Consider the following 12488-nt stretch of genomic DNA (forward strand, 5'->3'; position numbering starts at 1 on the left):
CTCATGCACAGCAAGCATTGGATTTCGGCGCTCGCCTTGACGGCCGGCCTCGTCATGGGCGGGATCGCGCAAGCCCAGACCACGGTTCGCATCGCCTGGTATTCCGACGGCAATGAGGGCGAGGTCATCACCGACCTGCTCAAGCGCTTCGAGGCCCAGAACAAGGACATCAAGGTCGTGCTCGACCAGGTGCCCTACAAGGCCATCACCGAGAACCTGCCCGTCCAGCTCGCCTCCGGCCAGGGCCCGGACATCGCCCGCGTCGTCGATCTCGGCGGCATCGCCCGCTATGCGCTCGACCTGCGCCCGCATCTCAAGGACGCCGCCTATTGGGAGAAGAATTTCGGGCCGTTCCTGCCCTGGATGAGGCCCGAAGGCGACACCAAGGCGATCACCGGCTTCATGACGCAGCTCACCGTCACCGGCCCCTTCGTCAACAAGACGCTGTTCGAGCAGGCCGGCATCGCCATGCCCGGCGCCAAGGCGACCTGGGAGGATTGGGGCAAGGCGGTCAAGGACGTCGCGGCCAAGGTCCAGGCGCCGTTCCCGCTGGCGATGGATCGCTCGGGCCACCGCTTCTTCTCGGTCGCCGTCTCGGAAGGCGCCAAGGTGTTCGACGCCAAGGGCGAGCCGGCGGTGATCGACGACGGCTTCAAGCGCGGCGCCAAGCTGGTCTATGACTGGCACAATGCCGGCGTGATGAAGAAGGAACTCTGGGGCTCAGTCTCCGGCACGGCCTATCGCGGCGCCAATGACGAGTTCAAGAACGCCCAGGTCGTGATGTACCATTCCGGCTCCTGGCAGATCGCCCAGTTCGACAAGACCGTCGGCGACGCCTTCGACTGGATCGCGGTTCCCTCGCCCTGCGGCGTGGGCAATTGCTCGGGCATGCCGGGCGGGGCCGGTCTCGTCGCGATCAAGACGACCAAGAGCCCGGAAGCCGTCGCCAAGGTGATGGACTATCTTGCCAGCGAGCCGGTGCTGAGCGAGTTCTACGCCCGCTCGCTGTTCGTGCCCGGCCATCTCGGCATCGCCGCCAAGGGCCTCGACTATCAGGGCGCCAGCGCCCCGGCCAAGGCCGCGCTCAAGGTCTTCTCCGACCAGGTCGCGCAGCTCTCGCCGGTCGCCTATCAATTGCAGGGCTATACGAGCAACCGTGTCATCTTCAACGCGGTGATCAGCCGGCTCGGCCAGGCGATCTCGGGCGAGGGCAGCCTCGACGAGGCCTATAAGCGGATCGAATCCGACATCGCCCAGCAGATCGCCGAGCGCAAGAAGTAAGGCTTATGGCCTCCGACGCTCCGATCCCGGCGGCGCAGCTGGAACGCGCCGGCGCAGCGAGCCTCTTCGCTGCGCCGCTCGCGGCCCTGATGCGGCTGATCGACTGGCCGATGCAGGTTCTGCAGCGGCTGATCGGCGAGCGGCGGATGGCCTATGTCTTCCTGCTGCCCAATCTCGTTTTCTTCTCGCTCTTCGTCTTCCTGCCGCTCATCATCAACTTCGTCTTCTCGGTGACGGGCGGGGCGGGGCTGTTCCCATCCGAGCGGCCCTATGTCGGGGCGCAGCAATACGCCTATCTCTTCGATTGCGGCTCCTTCCTCGATCCGTCCTCCTGTCGCGAGGACCATTTCTGGCGCGGCGTTTCCAACACCGTTCGCTTCACCGTCTTCCAGGTCACCGCGATGGTGCTGTTCTCGCTGCTGACGGCGGTGGTGCTGAACATGAAGATCAGGGCGCGCGGCTTCTTCCGCGCCGTCTATTTCTTCCCGGTGCTGCTCTCGCCGGTGGTGGTGGCGCTGACCTGGAAGTGGATCCTGCAGCGCGACGGCCTGCTCAATGCCGCGATCACCTCGCTCGGCGGCGAGCGCATCCTGTTCCTGGTCGACCCGAGCTGGGCGATGTTCTGGATCGTCTTCGTCTCGATCTGGGCCCATATGGGCTTCTACACGCTGATCCTGCTCGCCGGCCTGCAGGCGATTCCCGCCGATCTCTATGAAGCTGCCGAGATGGACGCGACGCCGCGCTGGCGCGTGTTCTGGCGCATCACCCTGCCGCTGCTCTGGCCCAACATGATCGTCGTGATCGTGCTGGCGCTGATCCGCGGCGTGCAGACCTTCGACGAGGTCTTCGTCCTGACCGGCGGCGGCCCGGGCACCGCGACGCTGATGGTCGTGCACTACATCTATGAGACCGCCTTCGCCAACCAGGTCCAGAATTTCGGCCTGGCCGCGGCTGCCTCGGTCGTGCTCGGCGTCGTGCTGTTTGCGCTGACATTGGCCCAGCTCGCGGCGAGCCGCCGCAAGGGGGCAGCATGAACAGGCTCGCCCGCATGGCGGTGGCCCGCCGCAATCCCGGCCGCTGGCACTGGACGGATATCGCCGCCTACGCCTATCTCGCGCTCGGCGTTGTCCTGATGTTCGGGCCGGTGCTCTGGCTAGGCCTCTCCTCGTTCAAGACGCAGGCCGGCCTGCTCGAATTTCCGCCCTCGCTGCTGCCGATGTCGCAGAAGGAGGTCCGGATCGAGGGCCAGGCCCAGCCGCTGCCGCTCTTCGAGGTCACGATGGAGGACGGCTCGAAGCGCGTGCTGGCGCAGGTCCGCCGCGTCGGCATCCAGGCGCAGATGGTCGACCCGGCCAATCCCGGCCAGATCATCCGGGTGCCGATCGACAAGCGCACGCCGGTGCGCGAATTCAAGCTGGCGACCGAGAACTATACCGAGCCGCTGGAGCGCTTCGCCTTCATGCGCTTCTTGTGGAACTCGGTCTTCGTCACCGTGGTCGCGACGCTGATCACGTTGGTGATCAACTCGATGGCCGCCTATGCGCTCTCGATCTACGAGTTCCGCGGCAAGACGGCGGTGATGTTGATGGTGATCGGCACGCTGATGATCCCGATCACCATCATCCTGGTGCCGGTCTATCTCGTCATCACCGAACTCGGCCTGGTCAACTCGCTCTGGGCGGTGATCCTGCCGGGTGCGGCGACACCGACCGGCGTCTTCCTGCTGCGCCAATACATGCTCACCTTGCCGCGCGACCTGATCGAGGCGGCGCGCATGGACAAGGCCTCGGAGTGGCAGATCTACTGGCGGATCGTCATGCCGCTCGCCATGCCGGCGCTCGCAGTGCTCGCGATCTTCTCGATCATGTGGCGCTGGAACGAGTTCCTCTGGCCACTCGCCGTGCTGACCAAGACGGAGGCCTACACGCTGCAGATCGGCCTCAACGCCTTCCAGGGCGAATTGCAGACGCAGTGGCACTATCTGCTCGCGATGACGGTGGTCACGCTGCTCCCGGTCGCGCTCGTCTTCGTTTTCCTGCAGCGCTTCATCACCACCGGCATTGCCAATACGGGAATGAAATAATGGCGGGACTGAGCCTCTCCGGCGTCCGCAAGGCCTATGGCGCGACGACGGTGCTGCATGGCATCGACCTCGACGTCGCCGACGGCGAATTCGTCGTCTTCGTCGGCCCCTCCGGCTGCGGGAAGTCGACGCTGCTGCGCTCGATCGCCGGGCTGGAGACGATCACCGACGGATCGATCGCGATCGACGGCGCCGATGTCACCGGGCTGCCGGCCTCCGAGCGCGGGCTCGCCATGGTGTTCCAGTCCTATGCGCTCTACCCGCATATGAGCGTCTACGCGAACATGGCCTTCGCGCTGGAAAACATGGGCTTCAAGCGCGACGAGATCGACAAGCGGGTGAAGCGCGCCGCCACGATGCTGCGCCTGACCGACTATCTCGAGCGCAAGCCCAAGGCGCTCTCCGGCGGCCAGCGCCAGCGCGTCGCCATCGGCCGCGCCATCGTGCGCGATCCAAAAATCTTCCTGTTCGACGAGCCGCTTTCCAATCTCGACGCGGAACTGCGTGTCGCCACCCGCAAGGAGCTCGCCGCGCTGCATGCCGAGATCGGCGGCACGATGATCTACGTCACCCACGACCAGGTCGAGGCGATGACGCTGGCGCACCGCATCGTCGTGCTCCATGGCGGGCGGATCGAGCAGGTCGGTACGCCGCTGGAACTCTATAACCGGCCCGACAACCTGTTCGTCGCCGGCTTCATCGGCTCGCCGCGCATGAACCTGCTGCCGGGCAAGGTGATCAGGCCGGGTGCCGTGGCGATCGGCGAGGCCGGTCACGAGGTCGCCTGCCAGACCGGGAGCCTCGCCACTGGCGCTGCCGTTACGCTCGGCATCAGGCCCGAACATCTCTCGCTCGCGGCGCCGGGCGCCGGCGTGCCGCTCGCCATCGAGCTGGTCGAACGCCTCGGTGGCGAGAGCTATCTCTATGGCGCCTCGCCGGGGTTGCCGCAGATCACGCTCCGGCTCGACGGCCAGAGCGAGCACCAGCGCGGCGCCGCCGTCGCGCTCGCCTTCCCGCAGCAGCATCTGCACCTGTTCGACGAGAACGGCCGGGCCGTCCGGTCCTGACGACTAGAGAGATCCCATGAAAGCCCTGACGCAAGGCCGCTATCTCGGCCGCGACGGCGAAGCCGCCTTGTTCGATGTCGGCCTCGGCGCGACGATCACCGTCCGCATCCTCGAAGGCGATATCGGCCGGGTGACGCTGAAGCCGCAGGACGGCTACCGGCTCGACCGCGGCTGGTCGATCGCGCCCGGCGGGCTCGAGCCCGCCTATGAGGGCCGCCCGCGCGACGAGCTCTCCGGCTTCGCCTGCCCGCAGGCGAGCGTCAGCGAAGGCGACGGCAAGGTCACATTGTCGGCCAACGGCCTCAGTGCCGAGATCACGCTCTCGCCCTTCGGCATCGCCTGGCGGCGCGAGGGTGAGGCCGTGCCCTTCCTGCAGGATCGCACGACCCAGGCCTATCTGATCTCGCCGCGCACCGGCGCGCTCGCTCATTTCATGGCGCGCCACTATGCCGAGCGGCATTACGGGCTGGGCGACAAGGCCGGCCCGCTCGACCGAACCGGGCGGCGCTTCGCCATCGACGCGGTCGACCCCTGTGGCTTCGACGCCGAACTGTCGGACCCGCTCTACAAGATGCTGCCCTTCTTCATCGTCGACGGGAAGGCGGGCGCCCATGGCATCTTCTACGACAACCTCTCGACCGGCAGCGTCGATCTCGGCTGCACGCTCGACAACTATCACGGCCTGTTCCGCTCCTGGAAAGGCGATGACGGCGATCTCGACTACTATGTCATGGCCGGCCCGACCGTGCCGGATGTGGTCAAACGCTTCTCCTGGCTGACCGGCGGGCAGGCCTTTGCGCCGCGCTGGTCCTTCGGCTTCGGCGTCACCTCGATGGCGATCGCCGACGCGCCCGATGCCGATGCAAGGATCAGCGACTTCGTCGCCAAGTGCCGCAAGCACGCCATCCCCTGCGACAGCTTCCATTTCGGCTCGGGCTATACCCAGATCGGCCAGCGCCGCTACGCCTTCAACTGGAATCGCGAGAAGTTCCCGGAGCCGCTCGTGACGATGAAGCGGCTGAACAAGGCCGGCATGCACACGGTCGCGAACCTGAAGCCCTGCCTGCTCGACGACCATCCGCGCCTCAAGGAAGCGCTGGACCAGGGCTTCCTGGTCAAGGATTCCAAGACCGGCGAGCCGGCCGTGGCGCAGTTCTGGGATGGACTCGGCTTCCATATCGACTTCACCAACCCGAAGGGCCGGGCCTGGTGGCGCGCCGGCATCGAGACGGCCTTGCTCGACCATGGCTTCACCACGGTCTGGAACGACAACAACGAATACGAAATCTGGGACGAGGATGCCGTCTGCGACGGCGACGGGCGGCCGTTCCGGCAGGCGCTGGCCCGCCCGGCGCAGCCCTTGCTGATGACCAAGCTGTCCTACGAGGCGCAAGCCGAACGGACGCCGGGCAAGCGGCAATATGCGATCACGCGCGGCGGCTGTGCCGGCATCTCGCGCTACGCCCAGACCTGGTCGGGCGACAACGAAACCGCCTGGAAGACGCTGCGCTACAACCTGACCCAGGGGCTCAACATGAGCCTGTCGGGGATGTTCAGCATCGGCCACGACGTCGGCGGCTTCCACGGCCCGACGCCGGACCCTGAGCTCTTCGTCCGTTTCAACGAGTTCTGCGCGCTCTGGCCGCGCATGGTGATGAACTCCTGGAACGATGACGGCGTCGTCAACCTGCCCTGGATGCACCCCGAGGTGATCCCGCAGGTGCGTGAGGCGATCCAGCTGCGCTACCGGCTGATGCCCTATCTCTATACGCAGATGTGGCGGGCGAGCCGCGACGGCATCCCGGCGGTGCGCCCGCTGCTCTACGACTTCCCGCAGGACGCGGCTGCCGTGGCGATCGACGATGTCTTCATGCTCGGCCCGGATGTGCTCGTCGCGCCGGTGCTGGAGGAGGGCGCGCGCGAGCGCAGCGTCTATCTGCCCGCGCATGCCGGCGGCTGGTACGACTGGCATGACGGCAAGCATTATCCCGGCGGCGTCACCGTGACGGTTCCGGCGCCGCTCGGCCGGCTGCCGCTGTTCGTGCGGGCCGGGGCGCTGATCCCGCTCGGCAATCCCGCCGGGATCAGCGATGAGCGCGAGGTCCTGGTCTGCGGCGTGGTTGAGGGCGCCTCCAGCGAACTCTACGAGGACGATGGCGAGACCGCCGATTGGCAAGGTGCCGGCGCGACGCTGATCCGCTTCCACGTCCACAATGGCGAAGTCGCGATCGAGCAGCAGGGCGAAGCCAAGCCGCGCTTCAATAAGATCGCGATCAGGCAGATCGGCGGCTGAGCCCGGTCGACGGCGTCGGCCGTTGTCGGCCGGCGTTGTTGCTGCGGTTAGGTGCAATCTGTATTCGTCATGTCGACAAGAGGCTTCGACATGACAGACAGGACCATGGCCGCTCCGGCGGAGCGCAAACGCGGCGAGGGCGTCAAGCTCGTCTACGACATCCTGCGCGACGACATTATCGACCTCGTGCTGCCGCCCGGCAGCCCGATCGACGAGATCCAGCTCGCCGAGCGGCTGTCGATGTCGCGAACGCCGATCCGCGAGGCGCTGGTGCGCCTGGCGAGCGAAGGGTTGGTCACGACGCTGCCCAACCGCTCGACGGTGGTGTCGAACATCGACTTCCTCAACCTGCACACCTTCTTCGACGCGATCACGCTGATGTATCGCGTCACGACGCGGCTGGCGGCCGAGTTCCATGTCGCGGCGGATCTCGACATCATCCGCGCCCGGCAGGCCGCCTTCGCGGGTGCCGTCGAAGCGCAGGATGCGCTCGCGATGATCGCTACCAACCGCGATTTCCATGCGGCGATCGCGGAAGCCGGGCGCAATCCCTATTACACCGGACTGTTCTGCCGCCTGCTCGACGAAGGCCGGCGCATCCTGCGGCTCTACTACTACTCCTTCGACGACCGCCTGCCGCAGCGCTACGTGGCGGAGCATGAGGAGATGATCGCCGTGATCGCGGCGCGGGATGTCGAGGGCGCCGACCGGCTGGCCAAGGCCCATGCCGACCAGATCGTCCAGCAGATCCAGCAATTGATCGCCCGCGACCGCCGCCAGACGCTGGCGCTTTAAGCAGGCGGTTCTGAGATCGAAGTAGCCGTCATTCCGGGACTTCGCGAAGCGAAGGGCCAGGAATCCAGAGCCGATGCCGTCTCCAAAGGAGGCGGCCGATGTCGCGCCTTACAATCGCACGCGTTGGTTCTGGGTTGCGGGCTCAGGCCTTCGGCCTGCCCCGGAATGACGGGCTTTCGCGCGTTAAAATTTCTTGTGGACAAATAAAATACAAAGAGTATTATGCCTGTCGATCGAGGCAGCGAGACACGCCGCCCGTGAAATCGCCAGCCCGAGGAGCGCGTGATGAAGGCCCAGATTTTTTCCGGCTGCATGCCGGCGCTGATGACCCCCTGCAAGGCCGACCGCAGCCCCGATTTCGAGGCGCTGGTGCGCAAGGGCAAGGAGCTGATCGCCACCGGCATGGCGGCCGTGGTCTATTGCGGCTCGATGGGTGACTGGCCGCTGCTGACCGACGCGCAGCGAATGGCGGGCGTCGAGGCTCTGGTGAAGGCCGGCGTACCGGTGATCGTTGGGACCGGTGCGGTCAACACCGCTTCCGCCGTTGCCCATGCCGCCCACGCCCAGGAGGTTGGTGCGAAGGGCTTGATGGTGATCCCGCGCGTGCTCTCGCGCGGCTCGGTGGTCGAGGCGCAGCGCCACCATTTCAAGGCGATCCTCGCTGCGGCGCCGGGTCTGCCGGCGGTAATCTACAACAGCCCCTATTACGGCTTCGCCACGCGCGCAGACCTGTTCTTCGCGCTGCGGGCCGAGCATCCGAACCTGATCGGCTTCAAGGAGTTCGGTGGGGCCGCGGACATGCGCTACGCCGCCGAGACCATCACCAGCCGCGACGATGACGTCTCGCTGATGATCGGCGTCGATACCTGCGTCTTCCACGGCTTCGTCAACTGCGGCGCGACCGGCGCGATCACCGGCATCGGCTGCGTGCTGCCGAAGGAAGTGCTGCACCTCGTCAGCCTGAGCCAGGCCGCGGCGAAGGGTGATGTCGAGGCCCGCCGGCTGGCGCTCGAGCTGGAGGCGGCGCTCGCCGTGCTCTCCTCCTTCGACGAAGGGCCGGACCTCGTCCTCTACTTCAAGCACATGATGGTGCTGAAGGGCGACGCCGAATATCGCCTGCACTTCAACCCGACCGACGCGCTCGGCGAGAGCCAGCGCGGCTATGTCGAGGCGCAGCTCAAGCTGTTCGACGCCTGGTATGCGCAGTGGTCGAAGCAGGCCGGCGCGAGCAGGAAGCACGCCGCCTAAGGGACTATCCGGAACAGGCCCTCCCGGTGACGGGAGGGTCTTTTTTCCTGTTCACGCGACCGCGTCGAGGCCGAGCGCTTCCAGTCGGTCGAGCTGCTCGATCTCGGCGGCGGTCAGGGCGATCCCGTCCGCCAGCGAGCCCTCGCGGGCCTTGAAGCGGCGCTGCGATGGCAGGCGCGCGCCCTGTCCGGCAATCGCCTCGAACAATGTCTCGGCGCGCGCGAACGGATCGCCGGGACGTCCGGCGGCGAAGCGCTCCGGCGAGAACGCCAGGATCAGCTCGCCATGCTGCGGCGCCAGCGTCGTGGTTCCCAGGAAATCGAGCGCGCCCTGGCTGGTCAGGTCGCCGATCATCACGCCGGCGAGCAATTCGATCATGGTCGAGATCGCCGAGCCCTTGTGCCCGCCGAAGGGCAGCATCGCCCCGGCGAGCGCCGCGGTCGGATCGGTGGTCGGCTCGCCCTGGGAGTCGAGCGCCCAGCCCTCGGGCAGGGGCTTCCCGGCGCGGCGATGCAATTCGATCTCGCCGCGGGCGGCGACGCTGGTGGCGAAGTCGAAGACGTAGGGATGGCCGTCCTTGCGCGGCCAGCCGAAGGCGAGCGGATTGGTGCCGAGCAGGGCGGCCGTTCCGCCTGAAGGCGCGACGGTTGCATAGCTCGGACACATCGCCAGTGCGGCGACGCCCATGTCCGCGAGTGCCTCGACCTCCGGCCAGAGCGCAGAGAAATGGGTGCAGTCGTTGATGACCAGAGCAGCGAGGCCAAGCTGCCTGGCACGCTCGGCGAGGGTGGGTGCGCCGAGCTCGAAGCCCGCGCAGGAGAAGGCGCCGCCCGCCGCCACACGCAGCACGGCCGAGCCGTCGTCATGCAAGACGGGCTCGGCATCGGGCGAGACCTTGCCGGCCTTGATCGTGCGCAGGCAGCCCTCGACCCGGAAGACACCATGCGACTTGCAGCCGTCGCGCTCGCCGGCCGCGATCACGCGGGCAAGCGCCGCGGCATGAAGCGGCGACAATCCACCCTTGCGGAAGACCGCCTCGATCCGGCGCGTCAGCGCCTCCATGCTGAGGATCGTCATGTCGCTCATGGCGCGCTTCCCGCTCGTTGCAAATCTGCATACTTGCTGTATTCAAAAAGCCGACACGACTTCAAGCAGGCTTTGCGCATCTCAGGAAAGTTTTGAACCATGGCCAGCCATACCTTCTCCTGCATCGACGGTCATACTTGCGGCAATCCGGTCCGGCTGGTCTCGGGCGGCGGCCCGCGCCTCGAGGGCGCGACCATGCTGGAGAAGCGCGCCCATTTCCTGCGCGAGTTCGACTGGATCCGTACCGGCCTGATGTTCGAGCCGCGCGGACACGACATGATGTCGGGCTCGATCCTCTACCCGCCGACACGGCCCGATTGCGACGTCGGCGTGCTGTTCATCGAGACCTCGGGCTGCCTGCCGATGTGCGGCCATGGCACGATCGGCACGATCACCATGGGCATCGAGAACGGGCTGATCACGCCGCGCGAGCCGGGCAAGCTCTCGATCGACGCGCCGGCCGGCAAGGTCGACATCAGCTATCGCCAGGAGGGCCGCTTCGTCGAGGAGGTCCGCCTCACCAATGTGCCGGGCTTCCTTTATGCGGAAGGGCTGAGCGCCGAGGTCGAGGGCCTCGGCGAGATCGTGGTCGACGTCGCCTATGGTGGCAATTTCTATGCGATCGTCGAGCCGCAGAAGAACTTCCTGGATATGGCCGATCATACGGCCGGCGAGCTCGTCGGCTGGTCGCCGAAGCTGCGGGCGGCGCTGAACGCAAAGTACGAGTTCGTCCATCCGGAGCATCCGGAGATCCAGGGGCTGTCGCATATCCAGTGGACCGGCAAGGCGACGCAAGATGGCGCCCATGCCCGCAACGCCGTGTTCTATGGCGAGAAGGCGATCGACCGCTCGCCCTGCGGCACCGGCACCTCGGCGCGGATGGCGCAGCTCGCCGCCAAGGGCAAACTCGCGGTCGGCGACGAGTTCGTCCACGAGTCGATCATCGGCTCGCTGTTCAAGGGACGGGTCGAGGCGGCGACGACGGTGGCGAACCGCCAGGCGATCATCCCCTCGATCGCCGGCTGGGCCCGGATGACCGGCTACAACACCATCTTCATCGACGACCGCGACCCGTTCGCGCACGGCTTCGTGGTGAAGTAAGGCGAAGGCGCGCCGGCCGTATCGCTGGCCGGCCTGAGCGTTCGCTCGTGGACGCTCATGCGCCCCGCCGCAGCGAAGCGCCCTTGGCCACCGCCGCATCGCGGGCGGCCAGGGTGGTTCGCGCCGCCACTAGCGCCTGGCGGGCCCATTCGCGGATGCCCAGCTGCGCGGACCGTTCGCGGTGCGGAACCTCGACGCTGACCGGCAGCTCGGCCGGAAGCTGGCTGAAGATGCCGACGAGGTCGATGCCGCCTTCGCCCGGAAGCAGGCGGGCCTGCCGAGCGGTGTGGATCAGGCCTTCGGTGGTGCCCGGAATCTCGGCCGGTGCGTCGCAGAGCTGGGCATAGCTCAGGCGCGCGGCCGGGATCGCGGCGATGTCCGCAAGGCTCGTGCGCGAGCGGCCGGCATGCAGCGCATCGACGAGGACACGGCCATTGGCCTGGCCGGCGGCCGTGACGATGCGCAGCGCCGTGCTGGCGTCCGGCACCTGCGTCCATGGCATGAATTCGAGATCGCCGGTGAGGCCATAGGGCGCCGCTGCCTCGCAGAAGGCGGCGAAGGAGGCGGTGAGCCGGGCCTCGTCGGGATCGTCGCCGGCGACCAGCACGGCGCGAGCTCCGAGCGCGCCGCAGACCTCGAGGAAGGGCTTGACGGTCTCGACGTCGAAATCGGCGCCGAGCCTGACGATCTCGACGTCGAAGACCGGCACGCCGTCGGCGATGGCGCGTCGGGTTTGCGCCAGCAGCGTGGCATCCTCGATCAGCGGGCTGGTGTCGCCGCCGGGCGCGGCCGGGAGCGCGCGCAGTCCGACGGCATCGTAGCCGAGTTCGGTGGCGAGCCGGACCGCGTCAGGTGGGTTCAGCGGCACGGTCGTGAGATAGGCGAGCGACATCAGCGGCATGGTGGGCGTCCTCTCAGGCGAGCGGCGAGATCGCGGTTGGCAGCGCGATCGTCGAATACATCTCGCCGGTCAGCCATTCCGGCCCGCCCTTGGGCGGCCAGATGCCCTTGGCGACGGAGTCGGCCCGGACGGCGGCGCGCTGGTCGAGGCTGGCGAAGGGCCAGATATGGGTGAAGCGCGGCGGGCCGTCGAGCGCGTACATGGCAATGACGAGCGGGGAGAGCTCGACGCGCGCCGGCACGGCCGCCTGCCAGGCCGCGATCGTCGCCGGGACGCCGCCATGCTTCAGCATATAGCTGCGGATCTCGTAGACGGCGCCGAACTTGCCGGGCTGGACCGGCGGCAGGAAGGGGAAGGGCGCATAGCTGTCGAAGGCGAGCCTGGCGATGTCCTCGCCGGCGCCGAACGGGTTGCCGCTGGCGAGCAGGCGCTGGCGCTCGGCCAGGAGTTCGGCCTCGTCGCCGAAGCCGCGCAGCAGGATGATCTGGTTGAGCGTGCCGATCTCGCTGGTCCAGCAGCCGAGCAGGCGGTCCTTCGCCTCGGGCGCTTTCAACGCGGCATTGATTGCGGCGACGACCGCCCCGGCCTTGCCGAGGCGGACGGTGAGGGTGGCGATTTCATAGCGCATGGCGG

The 12488-nt window shown here is 67.2% G+C and carries 11 protein-coding genes; 8 read left to right on the plus strand and 3 right to left on the minus strand.

The genetic code is table 11. The features are described 5' to 3' along the window. Positions 1-3 precede the first annotated feature (3 nt). The 7 genes from ASE66_RS12055 (at position 4) to ASE66_RS12085 (ending at position 8767) form a co-directional block, all read left to right on the plus strand. The gene (locus ASE66_RS12055; RefSeq protein ID WP_057189829.1) at positions 4-1281 is read left to right on the plus strand and encodes an ABC transporter substrate-binding protein; all 1278 of its coding nucleotides are present in this window, start codon (positions 4-6) and stop codon (positions 1279-1281) included. A gap of 5 nt (positions 1282-1286) precedes the next feature. Beyond that, positions 1287-2315 (plus strand): carbohydrate ABC transporter permease, encoded by a 1029-nt coding sequence (locus ASE66_RS12060; RefSeq protein ID WP_057189830.1) that lies wholly within the window; start codon positions 1287-1289, stop codon positions 2313-2315. Beyond that, entirely contained in the window at positions 2312-3364 is a 1053-nt protein-coding gene (locus ASE66_RS12065; RefSeq protein WP_057189831.1) for a carbohydrate ABC transporter permease, read from the plus strand. Before ASE66_RS12060 ends, ASE66_RS12065 begins: the two co-directional genes overlap by 4 nt. Next, the gene (locus tag ASE66_RS12070) at positions 3361-4431 is read left to right on the plus strand and encodes an ABC transporter ATP-binding protein (protein WP_413814261.1); all 1071 of its coding nucleotides are present in this window, start codon (positions 3361-3363) and stop codon (positions 4429-4431) included. The genes ASE66_RS12065 and ASE66_RS12070 overlap by 4 nt, the downstream gene beginning before the upstream one ends. Before the next feature lie 16 nt (positions 4432-4447). Further along, positions 4448-6724 (plus strand): glycoside hydrolase family 31 protein, encoded by a 2277-nt coding sequence (locus ASE66_RS12075; RefSeq protein ID WP_057189833.1) that lies wholly within the window; start codon positions 4448-4450, stop codon positions 6722-6724. A 90-nt stretch (positions 6725-6814) separates the two neighbouring features. After that, positions 6815-7519 carry a GntR family transcriptional regulator gene (locus ASE66_RS12080; RefSeq protein WP_057189932.1) on the plus strand — a complete coding sequence of 235 codons (705 nt, stop codon included), beginning with the start codon at positions 6815-6817 and terminating at the stop codon, positions 7517-7519. 285 nt (positions 7520-7804) lie between these two features. After that, entirely contained in the window at positions 7805-8767 is a 963-nt protein-coding gene (locus tag ASE66_RS12085; protein ID WP_057189834.1) for a dihydrodipicolinate synthase family protein, read from the plus strand. A 51-nt stretch (positions 8768-8818) separates the two neighbouring features. Here the strand turns inward: ASE66_RS12085 and ASE66_RS12090 are convergent, their stop codons facing one another. Beyond that, entirely contained in the window at positions 8819-9853 is a 1035-nt protein-coding gene (locus ASE66_RS12090) for an Ldh family oxidoreductase (RefSeq protein WP_057189835.1), read from the minus strand. A gap of 99 nt (positions 9854-9952) precedes the next feature. Here ASE66_RS12090 and ASE66_RS12095 point away from each other — a divergent pair, with 99 nt between their 5' ends. Continuing rightward, positions 9953-10954 (plus strand): 4-hydroxyproline epimerase, encoded by a 1002-nt coding sequence (locus ASE66_RS12095; protein WP_057189836.1) that lies wholly within the window; start codon positions 9953-9955, stop codon positions 10952-10954. Between the two features lie 55 nt (positions 10955-11009). On the opposite strand, the gene ASE66_RS12100 is transcribed toward ASE66_RS12095, so the two are convergent. Continuing rightward, entirely contained in the window at positions 11010-11855 is an 846-nt protein-coding gene (locus ASE66_RS12100; protein ID WP_057189837.1) for a sugar phosphate isomerase/epimerase family protein, read from the minus strand. A 13-nt stretch (positions 11856-11868) separates the two neighbouring features. After that, positions 11869-12483 carry an NIPSNAP family protein gene (locus tag ASE66_RS12105; protein WP_057189838.1) on the minus strand — a complete coding sequence of 205 codons (615 nt, stop codon included), beginning with the start codon at positions 12481-12483 and terminating at the stop codon, positions 11869-11871. Between the last annotated feature and the right edge of the window lie 5 nt (positions 12484-12488).

Origin of the sequence: Allobosea sp. Root483D1, assembly GCF_001429505.1 — a bacterium.
Lineage (GTDB): Bacteria > Pseudomonadota > Alphaproteobacteria > Rhizobiales > Beijerinckiaceae > Allobosea.